The sequence below is a fragment of the Pseudomonas pohangensis genome, from assembly GCF_900105995.1.
In the GTDB taxonomy this organism is placed as follows: Bacteria; Pseudomonadota; Gammaproteobacteria; order Pseudomonadales; family Pseudomonadaceae; genus Aquipseudomonas; species Aquipseudomonas pohangensis.
The window spans coordinates 2,641,077-2,666,164 of the sequence record NZ_LT629785.1 but is presented as its reverse complement, the minus strand read 5'-3'; the positions used below and the strand labels follow the sequence as shown (position 1 = coordinate 2,666,164).

21 protein-coding genes are annotated in these 25,088 nt (G+C 62.0%); 7 read left to right on the top strand and 14 right to left on the bottom strand.

Features of this window, described 5'->3' with window-relative positions; translation table 11 throughout:
- Position 1 precedes the first annotated feature (1 nt).
- A complete protein-coding gene (locus BLT89_RS12535; RefSeq protein WP_090195900.1) occupies positions 2–805 on the top strand; it encodes an NYN domain-containing protein in 804 nt (267 codons plus the stop codon).
- Here the strand turns inward: BLT89_RS12535 and BLT89_RS12530 are convergent.
- A complete protein-coding gene (locus tag BLT89_RS12530; RefSeq protein ID WP_090195898.1) occupies positions 790–1,437 on the bottom strand; it encodes a TetR/AcrR family transcriptional regulator in 648 nt (215 codons plus the stop codon). The two genes, BLT89_RS12535 and BLT89_RS12530, sit on opposite strands and share 16 nt — an antisense overlap.
- A gap of 88 nt (positions 1,438–1,525) precedes the next feature.
- Here BLT89_RS12530 and BLT89_RS12525 point away from each other — a divergent pair, with 88 nt between their 5' ends.
- Together BLT89_RS12525 and BLT89_RS12520 are read left to right on the top strand one after the other, a co-directional pair.
- Positions 1,526–2,632 (top strand): efflux RND transporter periplasmic adaptor subunit, encoded by a 1,107-nt coding sequence (locus BLT89_RS12525; protein WP_090195894.1) that lies wholly within the window; start codon positions 1,526–1,528, stop codon positions 2,630–2,632.
- A gap of 6 nt (positions 2,633–2,638) precedes the next feature.
- Positions 2,639–5,716: an efflux RND transporter permease subunit gene (locus BLT89_RS12520; RefSeq protein WP_090195891.1), complete on the top strand. Its 3,078-nt coding sequence runs from the start codon at positions 2,639–2,641 to the stop codon at positions 5,714–5,716.
- An 819-nt stretch (positions 5,717–6,535) separates the two neighbouring features.
- On the opposite strand, the gene BLT89_RS12515 is transcribed toward BLT89_RS12520, so the two are convergent.
- The 4 genes from BLT89_RS12515 to plsB form a co-directional block, all read right to left on the bottom strand.
- Entirely contained in the window at positions 6,536–7,216 is a 681-nt protein-coding gene (locus tag BLT89_RS12515; RefSeq protein WP_090195888.1) for an SDR family oxidoreductase, read from the bottom strand.
- Between the two features lie 40 nt (positions 7,217–7,256).
- Positions 7,257–7,676: a VOC family protein gene (locus BLT89_RS12510; protein ID WP_090195885.1), complete on the bottom strand. Its 420-nt coding sequence runs from the start codon at positions 7,674–7,676 to the stop codon at positions 7,257–7,259.
- Positions 7,677–7,725: 49 nt separating this feature from the next.
- The gene (locus tag BLT89_RS17815; RefSeq protein ID WP_172829131.1) at positions 7,726–7,869 is read right to left on the bottom strand and encodes a hypothetical protein; all 144 of its coding nucleotides are present in this window, start codon (positions 7,867–7,869) and stop codon (positions 7,726–7,728) included.
- Positions 7,870–8,031: 162 nt separating this feature from the next.
- The gene (gene plsB / locus BLT89_RS12505; protein ID WP_090195882.1) at positions 8,032–10,506 is read right to left on the bottom strand and encodes a glycerol-3-phosphate 1-O-acyltransferase PlsB; all 2,475 of its coding nucleotides are present in this window, start codon (positions 10,504–10,506) and stop codon (positions 8,032–8,034) included.
- A 195-nt stretch (positions 10,507–10,701) separates the two neighbouring features.
- Here plsB and BLT89_RS12500 point away from each other — a divergent pair, with 195 nt between their 5' ends.
- From BLT89_RS12500 to BLT89_RS12490, 3 genes are read left to right on the top strand one after another with little or no spacing between them, the layout of a single operon-like run.
- Positions 10,702–11,625, top strand: a complete 924-nt coding sequence (locus tag BLT89_RS12500) for an ABC transporter ATP-binding protein (protein WP_090195879.1) — start codon at positions 10,702–10,704, stop codon at positions 11,623–11,625.
- Positions 11,622–12,356, top strand: coding sequence for an ABC transporter permease subunit (locus BLT89_RS12495; protein ID WP_090195877.1), 735 nt, complete (start codon positions 11,622–11,624; stop codon positions 12,354–12,356). The genes BLT89_RS12500 and BLT89_RS12495 overlap by 4 nt, the downstream gene beginning before the upstream one ends.
- Positions 12,357–12,358: 2 nt before the next feature.
- Positions 12,359–14,191 carry a Gldg family protein gene (locus BLT89_RS12490; protein ID WP_090195875.1) on the top strand — a complete coding sequence of 611 codons (1,833 nt, stop codon included), beginning with the start codon at positions 12,359–12,361 and terminating at the stop codon, positions 14,189–14,191.
- Between the two features lie 386 nt (positions 14,192–14,577).
- Here the strand turns inward: BLT89_RS12490 and BLT89_RS12485 are convergent, their stop codons facing one another.
- The 4 genes from BLT89_RS12485 to BLT89_RS12470 all read right to left on the bottom strand — a co-directional run bounded on the left by BLT89_RS12485 (position 14,578) and on the right by BLT89_RS12470 (position 19,743).
- Positions 14,578–14,949, bottom strand: a complete 372-nt coding sequence (locus tag BLT89_RS12485) for a hypothetical protein (RefSeq protein WP_090195872.1) — start codon at positions 14,947–14,949, stop codon at positions 14,578–14,580.
- Between the two features lie 17 nt (positions 14,950–14,966).
- Positions 14,967–15,776, bottom strand: coding sequence for a putative RNA methyltransferase (locus BLT89_RS12480; RefSeq protein ID WP_090195870.1), 810 nt, complete (start codon positions 15,774–15,776; stop codon positions 14,967–14,969).
- Positions 15,770–16,912: a succinyl-diaminopimelate desuccinylase gene (gene dapE, locus BLT89_RS12475; protein WP_090195867.1), complete on the bottom strand. Its 1,143-nt coding sequence runs from the start codon at positions 16,910–16,912 to the stop codon at positions 15,770–15,772. The genes BLT89_RS12480 and dapE overlap by 7 nt, the downstream gene beginning before the upstream one ends.
- Before the next feature lie 242 nt (positions 16,913–17,154).
- A complete protein-coding gene (locus tag BLT89_RS12470; RefSeq protein ID WP_090195864.1) occupies positions 17,155–19,743 on the bottom strand; it encodes a glycosyltransferase in 2,589 nt (862 codons plus the stop codon).
- 155 nt (positions 19,744–19,898) lie between these two features.
- Here BLT89_RS12470 and tcdA point away from each other — a divergent pair, with 155 nt between their 5' ends.
- Positions 19,899–20,711 carry a tRNA cyclic N6-threonylcarbamoyladenosine(37) synthase TcdA gene (gene tcdA / locus BLT89_RS12465; RefSeq protein ID WP_090195862.1) on the top strand — a complete coding sequence of 271 codons (813 nt, stop codon included), beginning with the start codon at positions 19,899–19,901 and terminating at the stop codon, positions 20,709–20,711.
- A gap of 63 nt (positions 20,712–20,774) precedes the next feature.
- Here the strand turns inward: tcdA and BLT89_RS12460 are convergent, their stop codons facing one another.
- From BLT89_RS12460 to dapC, 5 genes are all read right to left on the bottom strand, one after another.
- Entirely contained in the window at positions 20,775–21,182 is a 408-nt protein-coding gene (locus tag BLT89_RS12460; RefSeq protein ID WP_090195859.1) for a SufE family protein, read from the bottom strand.
- On the bottom strand, positions 21,179–22,384 hold the full coding sequence (locus BLT89_RS12455) for an aminotransferase class V-fold PLP-dependent enzyme (protein ID WP_090195857.1): 1,206 nt from the start codon (positions 22,382–22,384) through the stop codon (positions 21,179–21,181). The genes BLT89_RS12460 and BLT89_RS12455 overlap by 4 nt, the downstream gene beginning before the upstream one ends.
- A gap of 64 nt (positions 22,385–22,448) precedes the next feature.
- Positions 22,449–23,486: a 2,3,4,5-tetrahydropyridine-2,6-dicarboxylate N-succinyltransferase gene (gene dapD, locus BLT89_RS12450; protein ID WP_090195854.1), complete on the bottom strand. Its 1,038-nt coding sequence runs from the start codon at positions 23,484–23,486 to the stop codon at positions 22,449–22,451.
- A gap of 29 nt (positions 23,487–23,515) precedes the next feature.
- Positions 23,516–23,863, bottom strand: a complete 348-nt coding sequence (locus tag BLT89_RS12445; protein ID WP_090195851.1) for an ArsC family reductase — start codon at positions 23,861–23,863, stop codon at positions 23,516–23,518.
- A complete protein-coding gene (gene dapC / locus BLT89_RS12440; protein ID WP_090195847.1) occupies positions 23,860–25,062 on the bottom strand; it encodes a succinyldiaminopimelate transaminase in 1,203 nt (400 codons plus the stop codon). Before dapC ends, BLT89_RS12445 begins: the two co-directional genes overlap by 4 nt.
- Positions 25,063–25,088: the final 26 nt, after the last annotated feature.

Here is a 25,088-nt window from a genome sequence, read left to right as displayed (position 1 = left end):
CATGCACGAAACCAATCAGCGAGTGGCCATGTTTATCGATGCCGACAATGCGCCAAGCCGCAAGGTCGGCCATATTCTTGCCGAACTGGCTTCGCTGGGGGCTGTATCCATCCGGCGGGCGTACGGCAACTGGAAAAGCACCCGGCTGGAGTCATGGGTTGATGTTTTGCACGAGCATGCCATCCAGCCGGTACAGCAGTTCGATCTGGTCAAGGGAAAAAATGCCACTGACATGGCAATGGCGATTGATGCGATGGACGTGCTGTACACCAAGCCGATAGAGGTTTTTTGCCTGGTGTCTTCCGATTGCGACTTCACGCCACTGGTCAACCGGTTGCGTGCCGAAGGCAAAAAAGTAGTTGGCTTTGGTGAGCGAAAAACACCGGAACCCTTCGTCAAGGCCTGTTCACGGTTTTTGTATCTGGATGACCTTGAGCCGGTAGCTGAGGTGGTTGAAGCTGCAGAAGCACCGGCCAAACAGGCGCTGAAGGGCGCTGCTGATCTCGCGCCGGCAGTGCTTGCGCAGTCCGCCAAAAAAACCGCCAATCAGCTGAAGGGTGATACCGGGCTGATGAACCTGCTGCGCAATGCAGTGGCTTTTGCCGAGCAGGATGATGGTTGGGCGCCCTTGAGTATTGTCGGTAGCCGCATAGGTAACCAGGCATCCTTCGATTCGCGCAACTTCGGTTATGCAAAGCTCGCCGATCTTTTTGCAGCCATCGACCTGTTTGAAATCAAAAAAATCAACAATCACCCGTACGTGCGCAATAAACGCCGGGAAGCCTCTGCTCAGGGGCAGCGATAGGCGCGCAAGAACAGCCCCACCACATCCCGGATGTGCGCTTCCACGGCTGCAGGGCTTTTCAGGTCCGGGTTGCAGCCGATCAACAGCCGGATGTTGTCACTACCCTTGATCAGACAGAAGAAATGCTCGGCCGCTTTGGCAGGGTCGGCAACCTGCAGTTGGTGCTTCTGGTTGGCCTGGGTCAGCAGGCGCTCCATTTCGCGAATGACGCGTTGCGGGCCGGCATCGAGAAACATCTGTGACAGTTTGTTGTCGACATTGGCCTGGGTCATCATCACCCGATGCAATTCGATCGACTCGGGGCTGTTGACCAGGTGATAGAAGCCGCGACCGATGTTCAACAGCACATTTTCGATGGATGAACCGGTTGCCGGCTCGAAGAACGGCTGGGGCAGCTGCTCTTCGCACTTTGACTTCACGGCGGCAGAAAACAGGGTTTCCTTGTCATTGAAATGGCTGTAAACGGTGAGCTTGGAGACGCCGGCTTCTGCAGCAATGGCATCCATGCTGCTACCTTCGTAACCCTTGCTGAGAAACAGGTTTTTCGCCGCGTTGAGAATGGCCTCGCGCTTGAGCGGATCCTTGGGACGACCCGCAGTAGCAGGCGCTGCCGGTGAAATTGGGGCGTTCATTAGTAGTGCTGGACTCCTGATCGACTGGTTATTACTATACCCGACAGTTCAATAATATAAATCCCTGTTTTCCGGAAGGTTATTCGCCATGCTTCGACCTGTCTCGACTGTTGCAGTTTCTCTGGCGCTTGCGGTGTTTCTGTCAGGTTGCGGAAAGGAACAGGCTGAAGAGCAGCGCCCGCGACCGGTGATGGTGGTACACCCGCAGTCGGCAGAGGCGCAGCTGGAAACCTATCCGGGTGAAGTGCGTGCGCGCTATGAGCCGGATCTGGCATTTCGCATTGGCGGCGAAGTGGTCAAGCGTCTGGTGGACAGTGGCGATCAGGTGAAGCAGGGCCAGGTGCTGGCCGAACTGGACCCGAAAGACGTGAAGTTGAAGCTGGCGGCGATGAAGGCGCAGGTCACTGCTGCGCAAGCAAATCTCAAGCTGGTGCGTGCCGAACGGGATCGCTATCAGCAATTGCTGGAGAAGCAACTGGTCAGCCGTTCGCAGTACGAGAATTTCGAGAACCTTTATCAGGCAGGTGAGGCACGCCTGAAGCAGGTGCAGGCGGAATACAACGTCAGCGCCAACCAGGCCGGCTATGCCGTGCTGCGTGCGCCCAGAGACGGGGTGATCTCCCGGCGCATGCTGGAAGTGGGTCAGGTCGTGGCGCCTGGTCAGACCGTGTTCAACATGGCGGCCGATGGCGAGCGGGAAATTCTGATCAGCCTGCCTGAAGGCAACATCGGTCAGTTCAGCATCGGCCAGGCGGTGCGCATCAAGTTATGGTCGCGTCCGGGCGTGTTTCTGTCCGGCAAGCTGCGCGAAATCTCTCCTGCTGCCGACCCGCAGACGCGCACCTATGCGGCCCGGGTAGCGATTACCGAAAACGATGGCAAGCCGGTCGACCTGGGCCAGAGCGCGCAGGTCTACGTCAGTCCTGCCGGTGATATTCCACTCTCCGTGCCGCTCCCGGCGCTGACTGCGGATGGTGCCCAGTCCTATGTGTGGATTGTTGATCCGGTGGAGTTGACACTCAAGCGCGTGGCGGTCACAGCTGGCCCCTATGGCGAGGAGGAAGTACCCATTCTGCACGGCCTGCAGGAGTCCGACTGGGTGGTTTCCGCCGGTGTGCAGCTACTCAACGAAGGGGTGAAAGTGCGTCCGGTGGATCGCGACAATCGTCCACTCAGCCTGGCCGGCGGGGAGTAACGAAGCATGAACTTCAATCTCTCCATCTGGGCGGTGAAGAATCGCCAGGTCGTGCTCTATCTGATTCTGCTGTTCAGCGTTGCCGGGGCGATTGCCTACACCAAGTTGTCACAGGCCGAAGATCCGCCCATTTCATGGCACGCCATGATGATCCGCACCATCTGGCCGGGCGCCAGTGCCGAGGAAGTTGCGCTGCAGGTCACTGACCGCATCGAAAAGAAGCTGATGGAAGCCGGCGAGTTCAAGGAAATTGTTTCCTACTCGCGACCGGGTGAATCGCAAGTGACCTTCTTTACCCAGGAGTGGCTGAAGCCGGATGAGAACCTGGAAGCCTGGTATCAGGTGCGCAAGAAGATCAGCGATATCCGCCACACCCTGCCACAGGGCGTGATTGGACCTTTCTTCAATGACGAGTTCGGCACGGTTTACGGCAACATCTATGCGCTGACCGGTGAAGGCTACGACTATGCAGTGCTCAAGGACTACGCCGATCGCCTGCAACTGCAACTGCAGAAGGTCAAGGATGTAGGCCGCATCGAGCTGCTCGGCCTGCAGGACGAAAAGATCTGGATCGAGCTGTCCAACTCCAAGGCGGCCACGCTGGGCCTGCCTCTGGAAGCGGTACAGATGGCGCTGAACAAGCAGAATGCCGTGGCACCAGCCGGATTCTTCGAGACGGCGCAGGAACGGGTGCAATTGCGCGTCACCGGGCGCTTCAATTCGGTCGAGGAAATTCGCAATTTTCCGATTCGGGTTGGCGATCGGACCTTCCGCATCAACGACGTGGCGGATGTGCATCGGGCCTTCAACGATCCCCCCGCGCCGCGCATGCGCTTCATGGGTGAAAACGCCATCGGCCTGGCGGTTTCGATGAAGGACGGTGGTGACATTCTGGTACTCGGTGCGGCGCTGGATAAAGAGTTCGCCCGCCTGCAGCAAACCCTGCCGCTGGGCATGGAGCTGAGCAAGGTTTCTGACCAGCCGGTGGCGGTCAAGCGCGGCGTCGGCGAGTTCCTGCGTGCGCTGGCCGAGGCATTGGCGATCGTATTGGTGGTGAGCTTTTTCTCGCTGGGCGCACGCAGCGGTCTGGTGGTGGCGCTGTCGATTCCCATCGTGCTGGCCATGACGTTCTGCCTGATGTTCTACTTCAATATCGGTCTGCACAAGATATCTCTCGGTGCGCTTATTCTTGCCCTCGGTTTGCTGGTGGATGACGCCATCATTGCCGTAGAGATGATGGCGGTGAAGATGGAGCAGGGCTTCGACCGCATCAAGGCGGCCGGCTTTGCCTGGAGCAATACGGCGTTCCCCATGCTTACCGGTACGCTGATCACTGCAGCAGGATTTCTGCCGATTGCCACGGCCAAGTCGGGCACCGGCGAATACACCGGTTCGATCTTTTCTGTGGTGACCATAGCCCTGGTGGTGTCGTGGTTTGCTGCCGTGGTGTTTGTGCCCTATCTGGGCTTTCGCCTGTTGCCTGCGGCACACCCGCTGCAAGCCGGGGAGCACACCCACGACCCGTACGACAAACCGTTCTACCGGCGTTTTCGCAGCGTCCTTGGCTGGTGCGTGGATAACCGCAAGAAAGTGCTGCTGATGACCTTTGCCGCCTTCATTGTCTCGGTGGCGCTGTTCCGCTTCATCCCGGTGCAGTTCTTTCCGTCATCCGGGCGCTTTGAGCTGATGGTTGACCTGAAGCTGGCTGAAGGCTCGTCGCTCAAGGCAACCGAGGTCGAGGCCGCCCGTCTGGAAAAGCTGCTGCAGGCCCAGCCGGGTATCGAAAACTATGTGGCCTATATCGGCGCGGGGGCACCACGCTTCTATCTGCCGCTGGATCAGCAGATGCCACAGGCCAGCTTTGCCCAGTTTGTCGTGCTGACCAAGTCGGCCAAGGAGCGCGAGAAGATCCGCAGCTGGCTGATCGATGTGCTTGACCAGCAGTTCCCGGCCGTACGCTCGCGTATTTCACGTCTGGAAAACGGCCCGCCGGTGGGTTATCCGATCCAGCTCCGGCTTTCTGGCGAGCATATCGACGAGGTGCGCAGGATTGCCCGTGAAGTCGAGGACAAGGTGCGGCTGAACCCGCACGTGGTCAACGTGCACCTGAACTGGGAAGAGCCGAGCAAGGTGGTACGTCTGCAGATTGATCAGGACCGCGCACGGGCACTCGGCGTCTCGACCGCCGATATTTCGCAGTCCCTGCAAAGCCTGCTTTCCGGCCAGGCGGTAAGCAACTACCGCGAGGGCAACGAGCAGATCGAGGTGTTGCTGCGCGGTACGCCGAGTGAGCGTGGCCTGCTGTCGCAGTTGCCGAGCCTGTCGGTGCAGACCGACAGCGGCAAGAGTGTCGCGCTGTCGCAGGTGGCGACCCTGGAATATGGCTTCGAGGAAGGCATCATCTGGCGCCGCGATCGTCTGCCGACGGTGACGGTGCGGGCCGACATCTATGACGGCAGCCTGCCGGCTCCGGTGACGGCGCAAATCATGCCGACCCTGGCGGATATCCAGGCGGCACTACCGGACGGCTACGAGCTGAATGTGGGCGGTACCGTGGAGGATTCGGCGGATAGCCAGGCTTCGGTGAACGCCGGATTGCCACTGTTTCTGGTGGTGGTGCTGACCCTGCTGATGCTGCAATTGCGCAGTTTCTCGCTGTCAGCCATGGTGTTTCTGACCGCGCCTTTCGGGCTGATCGGCGTGGTGCTGTTCCTGCTGGTGTTCCGCCAGCCGTTCGGCTTCGTGGCGATGCTCGGCACCATTGCCCTGTCGGGCATGATCATGCGCAACTCGGTGATCCTGATCGACCAGATCGAGAAGGATATCGCCGATGGCTCACCGCGCCGGCAGGCCATCATTGATGCCACGGTGCGACGTTTCCGGCCGATCGTACTGACGGCGCTGGCGGCCGTGCTGGCGATGATCCCGCTGATCCGCAGTACCTTCTTCGGACCGATGGCGGTGGCGATCATGGGTGGTCTGATCGTGGCCACCGGTCTGACCCTGCTGGCGCTTCCGGCGCTGTACTCGGCCTGGTACCGGGTCAAAGAAGGCGAAGGGCCGGTGCCGCAGCCGGTGGATTAACTGCCTTGCCAGCTGAGTAAAGACGCCCCTGTTTCCGGGGCGTTTTTTATTGTTTGAGTTGTGGGTTTGTTTGAGGGTCGACGGGCGTGTTGGATTGGAAATCCGTTGCTGATTCTTGTTATTCGCAAGGCCGATTATCGAAGTTGATTGATGGTTTCTATTGCGCCCCGCCGGGCGCCTCCCTTTCTTTGCTTGTGCAAAGAAAGGAAGCAAAGAAACACACCCCGGCATCCGGGTCGCGCTGCGCGCGACTTCCCTCACTACGGCACCGCTCCGAGGGTCGTCTCGAAGGGCCATCCATGGCCCATCGTTCCTCATTTGGCATCCATGCCAAATGCCCCTCTGCACGGCACCTACGTTCGGCCTTCTGATGGGGAACTGATCGCCAGCCGAACCATCGTCCGCGCTTCGATAGCCATCTAGAAATCACAAATACTACTTGCTTGCACGGACTGACAGTCCCGTCAGAAGGGTGAGCGGAATCGGTGTGGAAGGGGTTGAGCGGCAGGGATGCCGCGACGACTGCATGGATGCAGGAGATAGAGCGACGCAGGATGCCAAAGCCGAGAGCTGCGATGGGCCAGGGACGGCCCTTCGCAGCGTGCCCCTGGAACGCCGACGGAGCGAACGAACCCGGAACGTAGCGAAGCGCAGTGTTTGATCGTTCCCACGCTCTGCGTGGGAATGCAGCCCTCGACGCTCCAGCGTCTACAAGCCAGGCTCCCACGCAGGAGCATGGGAGCCATCGGGAATCCGTTGATCCGCGAAATCTTACGACTGCCGCCACACCGGGATTTCACCTGCCGCCGCAGTTAGTCCTCAGCGCTGCACCCAGCCCCCGCAAACCGGGAAAACCTGGCCAACGAAGCAGTTGGCCGATTCGCTGCACAGGTAAGCGGCAAACTCGGCATCTTCCCTGGCGGCGACCAGGCGACCCAGTGGTACTTCGCGCTTGAGGCGTTCCTGAAAGCGTGGGTTGGCCTGCACTTCGGCGGGGAAGTAAGTCGGGTTATCGACAAAGTTCTGCGCGATGGCGTTGATCTGGATGTTGTGCGCGGCCATTTCCACCCCCACCGCCTGCACATAGGCCAGTTGCGCACCACGGGCAGCGCTGTAAGTGGAGGCACGTTTCATCCCGCGCAGTGCCGAGGCGCTGCCCATCAGCAGGATTTTGCCGGAGCGGCGTTCGATCATCTGCACCAGCGCCGCCCGTACCAGTTGCGGCATGGGGGTTACCAGTGCGGCAAACACCGCCGCCCATTCATCGTCGCCGACCTGCTCGGCCGGGGTTGCCGGGGCGGCAATGGACAGATTGGCCACCAGCGCATCAATCCTGCCGGCATCACTGACGATGCGCTGCGGCGCACCCGCTTCGCCGAGTTCGCGGTTGTCTGCGATCACCGTTGCACCGTGGGCAGCAAACACCGCACAGAGTTCCGGGCCCATGAACTGCTCGGCCTGGGTAATCAGCACGCGTTTTCCGGCAAGTAGTTGGGGCATGTCAGGCTGGCTTCCGGTGTGTGGAGTCGAGCGGCTGGGATTATTGCGCAGCGGTAAACCCGCGGCAGACGGCGGCCAGTTTGTGGCCGTCAGGGTCGCGCACATAGGCTGCATAAAAATCGGGGTTGTACTGCGGACGCAGCCCGGGCGGGCCTGCGCAGCTGCCGCCATGGGCCAGTGCGGCCTGATGGAACCGCTCTACCTGCGCCCAGGAAGTTGCTTTGAGGGCAACCATGCTGCCGTTGCCGACAGTCGCCGGCTGGCCGTCAAAGGGCTGGCAGAGCCACAGGGCGACTTCCTGCAGGCCATCTTCTTCATAGGTGCCCCAGCCAACCCAGCCGTCCCAGTCACTGTCGTCACCGGTATCACAGCGTGACAGGCCGAGGGCGCCGAGCACCGCATCGTAAAATGGCACAGAGCGCCGGAGATCGTCGCAGCCAAGACATACGTAGGTAAACATGCGGCTCCTCCAGGCCTGACCCGTGCAGGATCAGGCATTGCGTAGGCGATCAGGTTTTTTTGCCGGGCTTTTTGCTGGCGGGTTTGGCCTGGCTGGATTTGTCCTGGTCACCCAGCACGGATTTCAGCGGGCAGATGGAAAACGCCGGGCATTTCTGGCAGCCGGCGACCACGGCGATGGGGCATAGGGTCATGGTATTGCTCCTGGTGAGCTGGGCAATCAAGCTATCGAGGCAGGCGGTCGGGCATTGCCCAACCGCTGTTGCCACTTGCTGTGGGCGTGGCGGTTACTGCCAGCCGGTCAGCGAGTCTTGCAAAACTGAATGTAGCAGGAAGTTTCTGCCTGCCACGCTGTTTCATTCAGCATCCGCTTGTGGCGCGGTGGCTACCTGACGAATCGACAGGCGAATCTCGGCCGACAGCAGGCGCATGGCGGCGCCTTCGACCAGCGTGCCGAGTTTTTCGTGGTAACCGAGTTTTCCGTCGGCGTCCGGCAGCAGCACTTTTTGCTCGATGAGCGACTGGATGAAGTGGCGGAACAGGCTCTTGTCGAAGAACTCGGGGGCGTTGAGTCCGTGCAAAATCGACAGGCGCTGGGCCATCACGCTGCACAGGCCTTCCAGTTCCTCGGCATTCAGATGATTTTGCCCGCCGTTGAGCAGCAGTGCGCTGGCCATGTAGAAGCGTTGCAGGGTTTGCAGCACGGCGCGTGACAGCAGGGTGAGCATGACGTACTGCTGGGAACTTGGCGCCGGCTGCACAAACACCGAGCCTTGCTGGTGCAGCAAACCCTGCTCGACGAAGGCCTGCAGCCACTGGTCGATCACCGGAGCCAGTTCCTCGACCGGCCAGCGGATAAACAGCTCGGACTGCAGGTACGGATAGACCGCTTTGGCGTATTGCTGAATTTCCTCGCGCTCGAGGCGGTCATTGTTCTGGAAGAAGCTGGCGAGCAGGGCGGGCAGGGCGAAGATATGCAGGATGTTGTTGCGGTAGTAGGTCATCAGCACCGCGTTCTGTTCGTTCAGATAGAGAATCTTGCCCAGTGCGTCCGACTGCACGGCCAGCAGATCCATGCTCACCACGTAATCGATCAGCGTTTGCCCGTTGCCTTCGGGCAAGGTGGCGTGTGGCGAATAGGGCACCTGGCGTTGCAGTGTCAGCAACAGATCGAGCACCTGCACCAGGCTCTTCTGGTCGAGGGCCAGCCGGCTGGTTGAAAGCAGCGCCAGTGCCACCAGGTTGACCGGGTTGATCGCGGCGGCGTCGTTGAGGTGGCGGCCGATGCGCTCGCCCAGCTGGCTGGTCACAGCGGGTAACCAGTCGGGACGGTACTTGGGGGCGCCCTGCTGGCTGCGCCAGTCGGGATATTGCTGGTCGAGGAACGGAGTCAGGTAGATCGGCTCGCCAAAGTTCACGGCTACCGAGCCGAAACGCTGCTTGAGCGCCGAGATGACCTTGAAAATATCGAAGATCGATTCCTTCTTCTTGCTGGCGCCGCGCAACTCGCCCAGATAGGTACGGCCTTCCAGCACCCGCTCGTAGCCGATGTATACCGGGATGAACACGATTGGCATGCGTGCGTTGCGCAGGTAGCTGCTCAGGGTCATGGCCAGCATGCCGGTCTTGGGTTGCAGCATGCGTCCGGTGCGTGAACGCCCGCCCTCGACGAAGTATTCGACCGGGAAGCCGCGGCTGAACAGGGTATGCAGATACTGGTTGAACACCGCGGTGTAGAGCGGGTTGCCCTTGAAGGTGCGGCGCATGAAGAAGGCCCCGCCACGCCGTAGCAGGCCGCCGATCACCGGCATGTTGAGGTTGATCCCGGCGGCGATGTGCGGTGGCGTCAGGCCGTTGCGGAACAGCAGATAGGACAGCAGCAGGTAATCAATGTGGCTGCGGTGGCAGGGCACATAAATCACCTCATGGCCCTGTGCAGACTCCTGCACCTGCTCGATATGGCTGACCTTGATACCTTCGTAGAGCTTGTTCCAGAACCATGACAGCAGGGTTTCCAGAAAGCGGATGGTGGCATAGCGGTAATCCGAGGCGATTTCGTTGGCGTACCTGAGTGCCTGCTGCTCGGCTTTTTCTGTGGAAATCCCTTCCGTGCTGACTGCGCTTTCTATCGCCTGGCGTACCTGTGGCTCGTCGATCAGGCCCTTGACCAGTGTGCGCCGGTGCGACAGGTCGGGACCGATCACGGCGGTCTTCAGGTTGCGGAAGTGCACGCGCAGAACCCGCTGCACCATGCGCAGGGTGCGCTCGTGGGCTTTGCTCTGTTCAACCAGTGCGCGCAACTGTACCGGGTCGGAAAACTGCACGCGGGTCATGCGGCCAAACAGCAGGATGTTGAGCAATTTGCGCAGGCGCCCGGTTACCGCCCAGTTATCGGCAAACAGCAGCTTCCACGGGCTGGTCTCGCGATCGGGTGTTTGCCCCCAGAACACGCTGACCGGCACGATTTGTACATCGCACTGGAGGTCTTGCTCGACCGCCGCGAGCAGACGGACCAGAGTTGGTGAGCTGCCGGGCATTTCCTGCCGGCCCAGCCAGTCAGCTTCCGGACTCAGGTAGAAGTAAGCCTTGGGCTCCTGGCTGGCCCCGACCTGCACCGGTTGTACCGGTCGCGGCAGCCCGGCCAGGCTGCATTCGTGGTCAACCACCGCCAGATCGCTGACCGACTCGCGCTGCAGCACGTACACCACCGGCTTGCCGGGCTCCAGCTTGAGGCTGAAGGCCGGCTGGTTGATGGTTTCCGAGCGAACCCAGACATAAAGAAGGCGACGCAGACTGCTGAACAGAAAACGGCTAACGGGAGAACGGGTCATGGTGGCTCTTTGAAATTTGCAGCGCGGGGCTGCTAGTGTGGCGCAATAGCACAGGCTGGGCAAAATGCTGTAAAAAAATACTTCGGGCTGCCAGCCCGGCCTTGCGTTGCCAATGGCCGGATACCTATAGTCCGCCAGCGTTTTCCGCGTCCCGGGCAGCCCGGGGTTGCAGATTCATTTATCGGGTATGAGTTCATGATTGAGTTAAAGCACCTGACCAAGCGCTTTGCGCGCCACACCGCGGTGGACGATCTGTCTTTCCGGGTGGCGCCCGGCGAAGTGCTGGGTTTTCTCGGCCCCAACGGTGCCGGCAAGTCCACCACCATGAAAATGCTGACCGGTTTTCTTGCGCCGACGGCAGGAACGGCCAGCGTGTTTGGCGCCGATATCTGCCGGCAGACCCTGCAGGTACAGCGGCAGATCGGTTACCTGCCCGAAGGTGCGCCCTGTTATGGCGACATGACGGTGCGCGGCTTTCTCGACTTTATCGCCGAAGTTCGCGGCTTTCGCGCTGCCCAGAAGCTGCAGCGGGTGGCCAGAGTGCTTGCCCAGCTGGAGCTGGAAGCGGTGCAGCGGCAAACCATCGACACCCTGTCCAAGGGCTTCAAACGCCGTGTCGGGCTGGCCCAGGCGATCCTGCATGATCCGCAGGTGCTGATTCTCGATGAGCCGACCGATGGTCTCGACCCGAACCAGAAGCATCAGGTGCGCCAGCTGATCAAGAGCCTGGCGCAGGACAAGATCGTCATCATTTCCACGCATATTCTTGAGGAAGTCAGCGCGGTCTGCACCCGGGCCGTGGTGATTGCCCAGGGCCGGCTGGTGGCCGATGGCACACCGTTCGAGCTGGAAAGCCGTTCGCGCTATCACCAGGCGGTGTCGCTGGTCAGTGACATGCCGCTGGACCAAGCGGCGCTGGCAGCCTTGCCGGGGGTGCTCGCGATCGAAGAGAACGAGCGCGAGCACAGCCTGACCCTGCTGGCCAAGCCGGGGGCGGTGATTTTCCCTCAGGTCAATGAACTGGTTCGGGCCCGCGGCTGGGCCATCAAGGAGCTGGATGTGGAGCGCGGACGGCTGGATGAAGTGTTCCGCTCGCTGACCCGGGGGGAGGTGGCATGAGCCAGTTACCGGTCGTGTTCAGGCGCGAGCTGGCGAGCTATTTCGCCACGCCGCTGGCCTATGTATTCATCGTCATGTTCCTCGTGCTGTCCGGCGTGTTCACTTTCTATCTGGGCGGCTTCTACGAGCGCGGCCAGGCCGACCTGGCGCCATTCTTCGATTTCCACGTGTGGCTGTACCTGTTGCTGATGCCGGCAATCGCCATGCGCCTGTGGGCCGAAGAGCGCAAATCCGGCACCCTGGAATTGCTCATGACCCTGCCGATCACCCGTTTCGAGGCGGTGACCGGCAAGTTCATGGCGGCCTGGGTGTTTGCCGGCCTGGCCTTGCTGCTGACCTTTCCGATGGTGATCACCGTCAATTACCTGGGCGACCCCGACAATGGCGCGATTGTTACCGCCTACCTGGGCAGCTGGTTGCTCGCCGGCGCCTATCTGGCCATCGGCTCGTGCATGTCGGCGCTGGCGAAGAATCAGGTGATTGCCTTCATTCTGGCCCTGAGCCTGAGCTTTCTGTTCATCGTCAGCGGCTTGCCGATGGTGCTCGACCTGTTCAGCGGCTGGGCGCCGCAGTGGCTGATTGACGGGGTCGCCTCGCTGAGTTTCCTGACGCGTTTTGCCGCGATCAGCAATGGCGTGATCGACCTGCGTGACCTGCTGTTCTTTATCACCCTGATTGCTGCCTGGCTGGCCGCTACAGCGGTGGTGATTGATCTGAAGAAGGCTGACTGAGCATGAAGAAGCTGATGTATTCCGGTGCCGGCCTGCTGGCCATTGCCCTGGCCTTTGTGGCGTTCAACCTGTTGTCCGGCCAGACCATCACCCACGCGCGGCTCGATCTGACCGAGCAGCAGCTGTACAGCATGTCCGATGGCAGCCGGCGCATCATTGACGGGCTCGGCGAGCCGGTCGATCTGACCTTGTATTTCTCGGATAACGCCGCCAAGGACCTGGCGCCGTTGCGCAACTATGCCCGCCGCGTCGAGGAACTGCTGCGCGCCTACGAGCGTGAAGCAGACGGCAAGATCCGTTTGCATATCGTCGATCCGGAGCCGTTTTCCGAAGAGGAAGACCAGGCTGCCGAGAACGGTTTGCAAGGCGTGCCGCTGAATCAGGGCGGGGATCAGCTGTACTTCGGTCTGGTTGGCAGCAGTGGTGCTGACAATCAGCAGGTCATTCCGTTCTTCTCACCGGATCAGGAAGAATTCCTCGAGTACGACATCAGCCGTCTGCTGCAGGGGTTGTCCAAACCGGTGCATCCGGTGGTTGGCCTGCTCAGCGCCTTGCCGCTGAATGGCGGTTTCGATCCGCTGACCCGTCAGCCCGCTTCGGCCTGGATGGTGCTGGAAGAGATTCGCCAGCAGTTTCAGGTGGAAAGCCTCAAGGCCGGCATCGACCAGATTCCCGAGCAGGTTTCGGTGCTGATGCTGGTGCACCCCAAGGGTCTGCCGGATGCCACCCTGTATGCCATCGACCAGTTTGTTCTGCGCGGCGGCAAGCTGCTGGTGTTTGTCGACCCGCTGAGCGAAGCCGACCACTCGCAGCCGATGCTGCCCGGTGAGCCGGCACTGCGTGATTCCGACCTGCAGTCACTGTTCAAGGCCTGGGGGATACGTCTGTTGCCGGAACAGGTACTGGCTGACGGTTCCTATGCGTTGTCGGTGAATGCCGGCGCGCAGCAGGCTCCGGTGCGTCATCCGGGCTGGGTCAGCCTGCCGCATACGGCGCTGGATCAGGACGATGTGGTGACTGCCGGACTGGAAACCCTGACCCTGGCCACCGCCGGTATTCTCGAGCCCTTGCCCGATGCCAGCACCACCTTTGTGCCGCTGCTGCAGAGCTCGACCTATGCCATGCCTTTGACGGTCGAGCGCTTCGAGAACCTCGCCAACCCGGAAGTACTGTTCCGCGAGCTCAAGCCCACGGGTGAGCGCTACACCCTGGCAGCACGCCTCAGTGGCCCGGCAAAAACGGCTTACCCGCAGGGTATCGAAGGCATCAAGGATGGCCTGCAGTCCGCCGACAGCATCAATGTCATCGTAGTCGCCGATACCGACCTGCTCAGCGACCGCATGTGGGTGCAGGTGCAGGATTTCTTCGGCCAGCGTATTCCGCAGCCGTGGGCGGACAACGCCACCTTCACCATCAATGCACTGGACAACCTGAGCGGCAGTGATGCGCTGATCAGCGTGCGTTCACGTGGTCGCTTCACGCGTCCGTTCGAGGTGGTCACGGCGCTGCAGCGCGAAGCGGAAAGCAGCTTCCGCCAGAAGGAAGAGGAACTGCAGCAGCGCCTGGCCGAAACCGACCAGAAGCTGGCCGAACTGCAGACCAATGACGACCCGCAAAAGACCCTGGAACTGACCCCGGAGCAGCAGGCCGCGGTGCAGCAGTTCATGCAGGAGAAGGTCAAGCTGCGCAAGGAACTGCGCGATGTGCGCTTCCAGCTCAATGCCGATATCGAATCCCTCGGGCGCACGCTCAAGCTGCTGAATATCGTACTGGTACCGGCAGTGCTGACGCTGCTGGTGCTGGCTTTGTGGTGGTGGAGAAGGCGCAGGCACTGATCGGATTGGTGCCATGGCTTGCGTAGGGTGGGCTTCAGCCCACCAGCTCCTGTGCAGATTATTTCGGTGGGCTGAAGCCCACCCTACGATTTGTGCCTGTGGGCGCTCCGGCGCGAGCTTCAACTTGCTAGCAAGTCTTTTCGCAGCGCTGCTGAATCGACGAGCACCCTGTAGCTGTAGGAGCTGGCTTGCCTGCGAATGCTCTTGCTTTGCTAGAGGTGTACGGCGCGGGTTTTATTCGCGGGCAAGCCCGCTCCTACAAAAGCAGCAGCCGAGAGCTAATGCAGAACAAGGGTCAATCTGCGGCAGGGCTTCAGCCCAGCGCTTTTTGGCGTAATTGCTCTGGTGGGCTGCAGCCCACCCTGCGGCCATCGAATTTGTGGCTGTCAGCCCGTGCGCCAGGTGATGGTTTCCTCACCATCACTGCTGATGCGCAGCCAGCGGTCGGCATCTTCCAGACCGTCTTCCTCGCTCCAGCCACCCGGTGCGCAGCGCACTTCCACGCCGAGTGCGGCAAAGGCGGCGCGGGCGCATTCGAGGTCATCGGCCCAGGGGGTGTTGGCACTTTCCAGCAGCAGGCTGTGCCATTTGCCGACGGCTTTGGGTAGCCAGGTCACCGGGATGTCGCCGGCCCGGCACTTGTAGGTCTGGCCTTTCTGTTGCCATGGGCTGCAGGGCGCGATGGCGGTGGACAGCCAGGCGGCGATGGCCGGGTGTTCGGCGTCTCTCAGGTAGATCTCGATATCAGGCTGGCGCATGGGGACTCTCGTGGGGATCAGATGGTGCTCCGCTGGATCCAATCGTAGCGTATGGAGACAGTGACCTCTAAGTCTTCTGCGATCACTGCGGCGCGCCGTTCGGCGCTGGCGCGCCAGCCGTGAGGGGTCATGGCCAGCAGGTCGGCGCGCGCCTCGGCAGTCTGCAGCTGCAGCGGAAATTCCAGTGTTTCACTGTGGGCCAGGTGCATGCCGTGCGGGATCAGCGTCAGGTGTTTCTCGTCATCGTAATCGCGCACCTGGTCATAGAGTTTTTCGCGCAACTCATACAGGTGCTGACGGGTCGGTCCCATACGCAGCAGGCCGCCGCCCGGAGCCAGCAGGCGCACGGCTTCCTGCCAGTCGAGCGGGCTGAACACGCTGGCCAGCAGGTCACAACTGGCATCGGCTAACGGTACCCGCGCCATGCTGGCGACCAGCCAGTTGACCTGTTTGTTGCGCCGGCAGGCCTGCTTCACCGCTTCGCGGGAAATGTCCAGCGCGTAGCCTTCGGCAGCGGGCAGCGCCTCGGCAATCTGTTGTGTGTAATAGCCTTCACCGCAGCCGATATCCAGCCAGGTTTCCGGTTGATAGTTGGCGGCAAGCTCGGCGAGGCGTTTGGCCAGGGGAGCGTAGTGGCCGCCATCGAGAAAACGCCGGCGTGCTTCGACCATGGCCGGGTTATCACCCGGTTCGCGGCTGTTCTTGAACTGCACCGGCAGCAGGTTGTAATAACCCTGGCGGGCACGGTCGAAGCTGTGCCGGTTGGCGCAGGTCAGGCCACTGTCGCCTGGATTGAGCAACAAATGGCAGAGCGGACAAATCAACATGCCAGAAGGTGTACCAGGGTCTGGTAGTAAACCTCGGTGAGCAGATCGAGATCGCTGGCGAGGATGCGCTCATCGATCTGGTGAATGGTGGCATTCACCGGCCCGACCTCGACCACCTGGGTGCCGAGAGTGGCGATAAAGCGCCCATCGGAGGTGCCGCCGCTGGTGCTCGGTGTGGTTTCACGACCGGTCACCTGGCGGATGCTGCTGGCAACGGCATTCAGCAGTTCACCAGGTTCGGTAAGAAACGGCAGGCCCGACAGCGCCCAGTCGATATGCCAGTCGAGGCCGTGCCGGTCGAGGATTTCGCTGACCCGGCGCTGCAGGTCTTCGACCGTCGATTCGGTGGAAAAGCGGAAGTTGAAGATCGCCGTCAGGTCACCGGGGATCACATTGGTCGCACCGGTGCCTGCATTCAGGTTGGAGATCTGGAAGCTGGTGGGCGGAAAGAAATCGTTGCCGGCATCCCAGTGTTCGGCTGCCAGTTCGGCCAGTGCCGGTGCCGCCAGATGGATCGGATTCTTCGCCAGTTGCGGGTAGGCCACATGGCCCTGCTTGCCGCGCACGGTGAGGGTGGCCCCGAGTGAGCCGCGGCGGCCGTTTTTCACCACGTCACCGAGCAGGTTGCTGCTCGACGGTTCGCCGACGATGCACCAGTCGAGCCGTTCGTTACGGGCGCGCAGGCGCTCGACCACGGCGCGGGTACCGTGCTGCGCCGGGCCTTCTTCGTCACTGGTGATCAGGAAGGCGATGGCACCCTTGTGCTGTGGATAGTCGGCGACGAAGCGCTCGACGGCGATGATCATGCTCGCCAGGCTGCCTTTCATGTCGGCGGCGCCTCGCCCGCAGAGCATGCCGTCGGCATCGATCAGTGCGTCGAACGGCTGGTGCTGCCAGCTTTGCAGCGGCCCGGTCGGCACCACGTCGGTATGCCCGGCAAAGCACAGTACCGGGCCTTCAGCGCCGTGGCGGGCCCAGAAGTTATCCACTTCCCCGATCCGCATCGGCTCCAGCGCGAAGCCGGCGGCCTGCAGGCGTTGCATCATCAGCGCCTGGCAACCTTCGTCGAGCGGTGTGACGGAAGGGCGGCGAATCAGGTCGCAGGCCAGTTCAAGGGTGGGTGACAGGGTGGTCATGCAAAAACTCCGGACGGCTCTGGGCTTGTACCCGTTAAGTGTGGTGCCCTTTGTAGGGTGGGTTAGCCGCGCAGCGGCGTAACCCGCCATCGATGCAAAAGGCATCGTCTTGGCCGGTCTCGCGGCCGGTTGGTGGGTTACGGCCTCGGACCTAACCCACCCTACAGGAGCTAACTGAAAATAAAGGCGCCATGTTAAAGCAAAACGGCGGCCATTGGCCGCCGTTGCGCAGGCCGGACGGATTATGCCGTCTGGGTGATTTCCTCTTCGGCAGGCCGCGGCAGCGATGAGGTCAGCGCCATGATCAGTGCGGCCAGATACGGCAGGGACTGCACCAGCAGCATGCCGACCCAGAACTTCACGTCCGGGCTGGGGAAGCCCTGCACCAGGCTGATGCCCAGCGCCGCGCCCCACAGCAGCAGCATGACGAAGACCTCCTCGCGGGCTTCCATCAGCGCCACCAGCAGGCCCTGGTTGGTGGCCATTTTCGGCGTGCGGAAGAACGGGATGGTCTTGGTGAAGGCGCCGTACAGCACCGCCTTGGCGATCGTGTGGGACAGCGCCAGGCCGGCCACGGCGGCCTGGAACGAGCGCTTGAGGTCGACGCCGACCGCGCGCCGGTAGAGGAACATGATCTTGCCGAACTTGAAGAAGAACAGCGCCAGCGGCGGGATGGCGAAGATCATCAGCGGCGGGTCGACCCGTTGCGGCACGATGATCATCGCCGCCGACCAGAGCAGGGCGCCGAGGGTGAAGAAGATATTCAGGCCGTCGGCAATCCACGGCAGCCAGCCGGCGATGAAGTGATAACGCTGGCCGCGGGTGAGTTGTGAACCTTTGCCGAGGATCAGTTTGGCTGCATGGCCTTTCATGATCTGGATGGCGCCATAGGCCCAGCGGAAGCGTTGCTTCTTGTAGTCGATGAAAGTGTCGGGCATCAGCCCGCGCCCATAGCTCTCATAGGAGTAGGCGGCCGAATAGCCTTTCTCGAATACCCGCAGACCCAGCTCGGCGTCTTCGCAGATGGTCCAGTCGGCCCACTTCAGTTCATCCATCACGCTGCGGCGGATCATGGTCATGGTGCCGTGCTGGATGATCGCATCGCGCTCGTTGCGGGTAACCATGCCGATGTGGAAGAAGCCCTTGTACTCGGCATAACAGAGCTTCTTGAACAGGCTCTCGTCGCCATCGCGGTAATCCTGCGGCGACTGCACCACGGCAATCTGCGGGTCCTTGAAGTGCGGCACCATGTGCTTGAGCCAGTTGGGGCTTACGCAGTAGTCGGAATCGATCACCGCGATCACTTCGGCATCGGCGGCAGTGTGCGGCAGGATGTAGTTCAGCGCGCCGCCCTTGAAGCCTTCGATCGGTGCCACGTGAAAGAAGCGGAAACGCGGACCGAGTTGTGCGCAATAAGCCTGCACCGGCTCCCAGACTTTCGGGTCTTTGGTGTTGTTGTCGATGATGATGACTTCGAAGTCGGGGTAATCCAGGTTGGCCAGGGCATCCAGCGTCTGCTTCACCATCTCCGGCGGCTCGTTGTAGCAGGGCACGTGGATCGAGACCTTGGGCCGGTAGGCGGCATCATCCACCACCGGCTTGAAGGCGCGCCGGCGCTGGCTGGTCCACACCGTTTCGGCCAGTTCATGGGCTTCGGTGAGCAGCACGACAAACACGCCCAGGGCGCCGATGCCGAGCAGGCCGCCGACCATCAGGCTGAACCAGGTGCTGTATTGCTGGCTGTAGTCGTAGGCAATCCACACCAGCGCCGTGCCGCCGGCGAAGGCGACCACGGTGAGGAAGGTGCGCCCGCGCTGGCGCAGCGAACTGCCGTCGATCAGCATCAACGCCAGCGCCAGCAGCGCCAGTACCACCGAGGCAATGGCCAGCAGGCGCCATTGCGGAATCTCCACCACCGGACCGGTGAAGGGGAACTTGGGCTGGCGATTGAGGTTGTACACGCCCCAGTAGGCACCCACCGAGCCTTCATCGGTGGCTTTCCACGGCTGGTCGAAGGCTTCGATGACGAAGTAGTTGTAACCCTTGGCGTTCAGCGTATTGACCAGCGTGCGCAGGTAGATGGCCTGATCCGCCTGATTGGCCTCGGCACCGCCGCGGGTGCGGCCATTGCTCGGCCAGCCGACTTCACCCAGTAGCAGCGGCTTCTTCGGGAACAGCTTTTTCAGCTCCTTGGCGCGCTCCAGCACGAACTCGGTGGAGTCCTCCATCGGCACGAATTCCCAGTAGGGCAGCACATGGGCGGCGATCAGATCGACATGCCCGGCCAGTTCCGGGTACTCCTGCCAGACGTGCCACTGCTCGGCAGTGGTCACCGGCACCTTGACCCCGGCGCGCACCCGGTCCAGATAGCCAATCAGTTCATCGACTTCGACTTCCTCGCGGAACAGCGCCTCGTTGCCGACGATCACCCGCACCACGCTGCGCGAGTTGTTGGCCAGTTCGATGGCCTTGGCAATCTCCCGCTCGTTGCGTTCCTGGTCCGGGCTGATCCAGATACCCAGGCTGACGCGCAAGCCGAGTTCTTCGGCCAGCTGCGGAATCTCTGCCAGGCTGCCGTCCACCGAATAGGTGCGGATGTTGTCGGTCTGGCGACTGAGCAATTCGAGATCGGCGCTGATCTGTTCGGCGCTGGGATAGCGGTTGTCCTGTGGACTCTGGCCCTGGCGAAAGGGCGAGAAGGAAAAGCCGGAAATCTGGTCAGGCCAGTCGGGCACGCTGATCGGGCGGTTATACAAAGCCCAGAGTCCGGTGAAAATGGCGGCAACTGCCACGAAAACCACCAGGTTGAGGCCTATCTTGCGTTTGCGCATGGTTGGAAAGTTCTACCGGACAAAAGAGGGGGAGTAAGCGAAGCCAGAGTGGTGTAAATGCTACTCCGCAGCCTCTGGGCTGTATAGCAAGGTGGCGGATTGTTCGTGGCTTCAGGGCTGCTTGCTTATACTGTGCGCCTGTTGCGGAGGGCTGCATGAGTATTGATCAACAACGCTTTGCCGGGATTGCCAGGCTGTATGGCAATACCGGTGTGCAACGGCTGGCGGCGGCCCATGTGGCGGTGGTTGGCATTGGCGGAGTGGGCAGTTGGGTGGCGGAAGCGCTGGCGCGTTCGGCGGTGGGTGAAATCAGCCTGTTCGATCTGGATGACGTGTGCATCAGCAACAGCAACCGGCAATTGCATGCGCTGGCCGGCAACGTCGGCCGGGCCAAGGTCGAGGTGATGGCCGAGCGTATCCGGGCGATCAACCCTGCCTGTGTGGTGCACGCGGTGGCCGATTTCGTTACCCGCGAGAATATGCCTGAGTGCATTACCGGACAGATGGATTGCGTGATTGACTGCATTGACAGCGTACCGGCCAAGGCGGCGCTGATCGCCTGGTGCAAGCGGCGCAAGATCCAGATCATTACCACTGGCGGTGCCGGCGGGCAGATCGACCCGACGCAGATCCAGGTGGCTGACCTGAACAAGACCTTCAACGACCCGCTGGCTGCCCGGGTGCGCTCAACGTTGCGTCGCGACTACGGGTTTTCCCGCACCCGGGGGCGCAATTACAGCGTGCCCTGCGTGTTTTCCACCGAGCAACTGCGCTATCCGCAGGCCGATGGCACGGTGTGCCAGAGCAAGAGCTTCATGGGTGAGGGGGTCAAACTCGACTGCGAAGGGGGGTTTGGTGCAGTGACCATGGTCACCGCCAGCTTCGGCATGGTTGCCGCGGCGCGGGCGGTGGACAAACTGGTGGCTGGCGTGCGGCGGCCGGCGGAGCGCAGCAAGCAGGTCGATTGACCGCTGCGCGCTGCTACGCCTTGTCGTGGCGAGTCGCCACTCCCACCGTTGTCGCACTCACAGTCAGCCCAGTGCCAATTGCTGCATGCGCTGCAGCACGGCGGTCAGGCCGTTGCTGCGCGAGGGGGACAGGTGCCGCGCCAGGCCGAGCTGGCTGAACCAGGCGGGCAGATCCAGCTGTTGCAGTTCGTCGCCAGTCAGGCCGTTGACCCGCGCCAGCAGCACCGCCAGCAGTCCGCTGACCAGCCGTGCATCGCTGCTGGCGCGGAACTGCCAGCGGCCCTCACGTTGTTCGGCGACCAACCAGACCTTGCTTTCGCAACCGCTGACCAGATTTGCCGCGCACTGTTGCTGCCCATCCAGCGCCGGCAGTCTGGCGCCCCAGGCCAGCAGCAGGCGCGCGCGCTGCTCCCAGTTTTGGCAGGCGGCGAAGCTCTGCAGTGCTTCGCTGGCGAGCGGCGGCAGGCTCATTGCAGCAGCTCCATGGCCTGATCCAGCGCCGCGAAGAAACGCTGCAGGTCATCGCCATTGTTGTACAGGCCGAGGGAAACCCGCAGCGCGCCACTCAGACCAAACTGCTTGAGCAGCGGCATGGCGCAGTGGTGGCCATTGCGCAGGCAGATGCCCTGTTCGCCGAGCAGGTGCGCCAGGTCGCTGCCGTGCAGGCCGTCGACGGTGAAACTGGCCAGCGCCAGTTGCGGGTCGCCGAGCAGGCGAACCCCCGGGCGTTGGCGCAAGCCTTCCACTAGTTGCAGGTGCAGCGCCTGCTCATGGGCCAGTACGGCGCCGCTGTCCAGCTGCTGCAGATAGCCAAGGGCGGCGCCAAGGGCCAGCACGCTGCCGATCGCCGGGGTGCCCGCTTCAAAGCCCAGCGGTGCCGGACGGAAGCGTGCCTGCTGGTAATCGGCTTCCAGCACCATCTCGCCGCCGAACTGCCAGTGGTTGAGTAGTCTGGCTGCTGATTGCCGGGCATAGAGCACGCCGACGCCGTCGGCGGCATACAGCTTGTGCGCGGAAAAGGCATAGAAGTCGCAATCCAGCGCCTGCATGTCGGGCTGTGCATGCACGGCGCCCTGGGCACCATCCACCACGGTCAGTGCGCCGTGGCGGCGCGCCAGTTGCAACAGTGCTGATATTGGCGTCCAGCGTCCAAGGACATTGGACAGCTGGCTGATGGCCAGCAGGCGGGTGCGCGGGCCGATCAGCTGGCTGGCAGCCTGCAGGTCGGGGTCGCCATTGGCGTCCAGCGGCAGTACCAGCAGTTTGAGTTGTTTGCGCAGCGCCAGCTGTTGCCACGGCAGCAGATTGGCGTGGTGCTCCAGCGCGCTGATGACGATTTCATCCCCGCGCTGAAATTGCCCTTCCAGGCCATAGGCCAGCAGATTGATGGCCTCGGTGGTGCCCCGGGTGAAGAGGATCTCCGTGCTACTGGCCGCATTCAGCCAGCCGGCCAGTTGCTCGCGTACCGCCTCGAAGGCGCGGGTGGCGCGCTCGCCCGGCAGGTGCTGGGCGCGATGCACATTGGCGCTGCCACGAGCGTAGTAACTGGCCAGCGCATCAATCACCGCCTGCGGCTTCTGCGCCGTGGCAGCACTGTCCAGATAGGTCTGCCCCTCGGCTTCAAGGGCCAGGATGCCGGGAAAGTCAGCGCGCCAGGGGGAGGGGAGGTTCATCGGCTCGCGGTCTCCACGCGTAGGGTGGACAACGCGCAATACGCTTGTCCACCCTGCATCAGGCTCAGTTATGGGCGTGCAGCGCTTCGTTAAGCTCGATCGCGGTCTTGTTGCTTTTACACTCGACCGCGCCACTCTGCGAATTGCGGCGGAACAGCAGGTCCGGCTGGCCGGCCAGTTCCCGGGCCTTGAGCACCTTGACCAGCTGGTTCTGTTCATCGAGCAGCGCCACCTTGGTGCCGGCAGTGATGTACAGGCCGGATTCGACGATATTGCGGTCGCCCAGCGGAATGCCGATACCGGCATTGGCGCCGATCAGGCAGCCTTCGCCAACGCTGATGACGATGTTGCCGCCGCCGGACAGGGTGCCCATGGTCGAGCAGCCGCCGCCCAGGTCCGAACCTTTGCCGACAAACACGCCAGCCGACACGCGGCCTTCGATCATGCCCGGCCCTGCGGTGCCGGCGTTGAAGTTGATGAAGCCTTCATGCATTACCGTGGTGCCTTCACCGACATAGGCACCCAGACGGATGCGCGCGCTGTCGGCCAGGCGCACGCCGCTCGGCACCACGTAATCGGTCATCTTCGGGAACTTGTCCACCGAGAACACTTCCAGCAGGCGGCCGTTGATGCGTGCTTCCAGCTGGCGGTCAGGCAGTTCGCCCAGGTCGATGGCACCTTCGCTGGTCCAGGCGACATTCGGCAGCAGCGGGAAAATGCCGCTGAGGTTCAAGCCGTGCGGCTTGACCAGCCGGTGCGAGAGCAGGTGCAGCTTGAGGTAGGCCTCGGGGGTGGAGGTCGGCGCAGCATCGTTTTCCAGCAGGGTGGCGACCAGTGGCTTTGCACTGTGGCTGAGGCGCTGCAGCAGTTCGGCTTCGGCTTTGTAACCAGCCGCTTGCACCGCTTCAGCCAGACTGGCGAGTTGGCAGGCATCCAGCTTGTAGCTGTGGTTGCCGCCCGCATGACCGAGCGGGCCGGCGATGGCCTCGGCCAGTGCGGCCGGTGGGTTGAGCAACGGCTGCGGATAGAAGATTTCCAGCCACTGGCCTTGCTGGTTCTGGGTGCCGACGCCGATGGCCAGGCTGAAGAGTTGTGTCGTCATGGAAAATTCCCTGGTGGTAAAAGAACGGATTAGTTGAATGCCGCAGCGTAGAGTTCGGCCTTGAAACCGACCAACGTCCTGCCACCCAGATCCAGCACCGGGCGTTTGATCATCGACGGCTGGGCGAGCATCAGCGCAATCGCCTTGTCCTGATCGAGGTCGGTCTTTTGCGCTTCGTCGAGCTTGCGAAAGGTGGTGCCGGCACGGTTGAGGATGACCTGCCAGCCGTGTTCGTTGCACCACTGCTGCAGACTGGCGGCATCGATGCCGCTGGTCTTGTAGTCATGGAAGCTGTAGTTCACGCCCTGCTGATCGAGCCAGGTGCGGGCTTTCTTCATGGTGTCGCAGGCCTTGATGCCGTACAGGGTGATGCTCATGAGGGTAGTCCTTTGAGGAAGTCACGGATGCGCTCGGCGGCTTCGATGCATTCGGCCAGGGGTGCCACCAGCGCCATGCGCACCCGGCCGGCGCCGGGGTTGTGGCCTTCGACGGCGCGTGACAGGTAGGAGCCGGGCACCACGGTCACGTGCTGCTGTTCGAACAGGTCGCGGGTAAAGGCGATGTCATCGCCGGGGGTTTTTACCCACAGGTAGAAGCTGCCGTCAGGCCGCTGCACGTCCATCACCGGCTGCAGAATGGCCAGCACGGCATCGTATTTGGCGCGATACAGGTCGCGGTTGGCGCGCACGTGCTCTTCATCGTTCCAGGCGGCGATGCTGGCCAGTTGGGTCGGCACCGACATGGCACAGCCATGGTAGGTGCGGTAGAGCAGGAAAGCCTTGAGGATCTGCGCATCGCCGGCGACGAAACCGGAGCGCAGTCCGGGAAGGTTGGAACGCTTGGACAGGCTGTGGAACACCACACAGCGCTTGAAGTCGCTGCGGCCCAGTGCGGCGCAGGCGCTGAGCAGGCCGGGTGGCGGATTCTCCTCGTCGAAGTACAGCTCGCTGTAACACTCGTCGGCAGCGATGACGAAATCATGCTGGTCGGCCAGGGCGATCAGTTTCTTCAGGGTAGCCAGCGGTGTCAGCGCGCCGGTCGGGTTGCCTGGCGAACAGAGAAACAGGATCTGGCAGCGCTGCCAGATCTCCGCGGGTACGGCGTCGTAGTCCGGATTGAAGCCATTCTCCGCCAGGCACGCCAGGTAGTGCGGCTGCGCGCCGGCGAGCAGGGCCGCGCCTTCGTAGATCTGGTAGAACGGATTGGGGCTGAGCACCAGTGCCTCGTCCGTGCGATTGACCACGGCCTGGGTAAAGGCGAACAGCGCTTCGCGGGTGCCATTGACCGGCAGCACGTTGTGCGCGGCATCCAGCCAGCCGACCGGCAGGCCAAAGCGCTGTTGGCACCAGCTGGTGATGGCTTCGCGCAGGGCCGGCAGGCCGATAGTGGTCGGGTACACCGCCAGCTGGTCCAGATTGTCAGCCAGGGTCCGGGCGACGAAGGCCGGGGAGCTGTGCTTGGGTTCGCCGATGGACAGGGCAATCGGCGTCTTGTCGGGCGCCGGCTGCACGCTGCCGAGCAGGCTGCGCAGCTTCTCGAAGGGATAGGGTTGCAGCTGGTTGAGCGCGTGATTCATGGCTGGTCCGTATTGATCTGGCAGTG

What these genes read in the sequence shown, in the direction of transcription:
- BLT89_RS12535 (WP_090195900.1), top strand. Translation starts at nt 2, where the DNA reads ATGCACGAAACCAATCAGCGAGTGGCCATGTTTATCGATGCCGACAAT.
- BLT89_RS12530 (WP_090195898.1), bottom strand. Translation starts at nt 1,437, where the DNA reads ATGAACGCCCCAATTTCACCGGCAGCGCCTGCTACTGCGGGTCGTCCC.
- BLT89_RS12525 (WP_090195894.1), top strand. Translation starts at nt 1,526, where the DNA reads ATGCTTCGACCTGTCTCGACTGTTGCAGTTTCTCTGGCGCTTGCGGTG.
- BLT89_RS12520 (WP_090195891.1), top strand. Translation starts at nt 2,639, where the DNA reads ATGAACTTCAATCTCTCCATCTGGGCGGTGAAGAATCGCCAGGTCGTG.
- BLT89_RS12515 (WP_090195888.1), bottom strand. Translation starts at nt 7,216, where the DNA reads ATGCCCCAACTACTTGCCGGAAAACGCGTGCTGATTACCCAGGCCGAG.
- BLT89_RS12510 (WP_090195885.1), bottom strand. Translation starts at nt 7,676, where the DNA reads ATGTTTACCTACGTATGTCTTGGCTGCGACGATCTCCGGCGCTCTGTG.
- BLT89_RS17815 (WP_172829131.1), bottom strand. Translation starts at nt 7,869, where the DNA reads ATGACCCTATGCCCCATCGCCGTGGTCGCCGGCTGCCAGAAATGCCCG.
- plsB (WP_090195882.1), bottom strand. Translation starts at nt 10,506, where the DNA reads ATGACCCGTTCTCCCGTTAGCCGTTTTCTGTTCAGCAGTCTGCGTCGC.
- BLT89_RS12500 (WP_090195879.1), top strand. Translation starts at nt 10,702, where the DNA reads ATGATTGAGTTAAAGCACCTGACCAAGCGCTTTGCGCGCCACACCGCG.
- BLT89_RS12495 (WP_090195877.1), top strand. Translation starts at nt 11,622, where the DNA reads ATGAGCCAGTTACCGGTCGTGTTCAGGCGCGAGCTGGCGAGCTATTTC.
- BLT89_RS12490 (WP_090195875.1), top strand. Translation starts at nt 12,359, where the DNA reads ATGAAGAAGCTGATGTATTCCGGTGCCGGCCTGCTGGCCATTGCCCTG.
- BLT89_RS12485 (WP_090195872.1), bottom strand. Translation starts at nt 14,949, where the DNA reads ATGCGCCAGCCTGATATCGAGATCTACCTGAGAGACGCCGAACACCCG.
- BLT89_RS12480 (WP_090195870.1), bottom strand. Translation starts at nt 15,776, where the DNA reads ATGTTGATTTGTCCGCTCTGCCATTTGTTGCTCAATCCAGGCGACAGT.
- dapE (WP_090195867.1), bottom strand. Translation starts at nt 16,912, where the DNA reads ATGACCACCCTGTCACCCACCCTTGAACTGGCCTGCGACCTGATTCGC.
- BLT89_RS12470 (WP_090195864.1), bottom strand. Translation starts at nt 19,743, where the DNA reads ATGCGCAAACGCAAGATAGGCCTCAACCTGGTGGTTTTCGTGGCAGTT.
- tcdA (WP_090195862.1), top strand. Translation starts at nt 19,899, where the DNA reads ATGAGTATTGATCAACAACGCTTTGCCGGGATTGCCAGGCTGTATGGC.
- BLT89_RS12460 (WP_090195859.1), bottom strand. Translation starts at nt 21,182, where the DNA reads ATGAGCCTGCCGCCGCTCGCCAGCGAAGCACTGCAGAGCTTCGCCGCC.
- BLT89_RS12455 (WP_090195857.1), bottom strand. Translation starts at nt 22,384, where the DNA reads ATGAACCTCCCCTCCCCCTGGCGCGCTGACTTTCCCGGCATCCTGGCC.
- dapD (WP_090195854.1), bottom strand. Translation starts at nt 23,486, where the DNA reads ATGACGACACAACTCTTCAGCCTGGCCATCGGCGTCGGCACCCAGAAC.
- BLT89_RS12445 (WP_090195851.1), bottom strand. Translation starts at nt 23,863, where the DNA reads ATGAGCATCACCCTGTACGGCATCAAGGCCTGCGACACCATGAAGAAA.
- dapC (WP_090195847.1), bottom strand. Translation starts at nt 25,062, where the DNA reads ATGAATCACGCGCTCAACCAGCTGCAACCCTATCCCTTCGAGAAGCTG.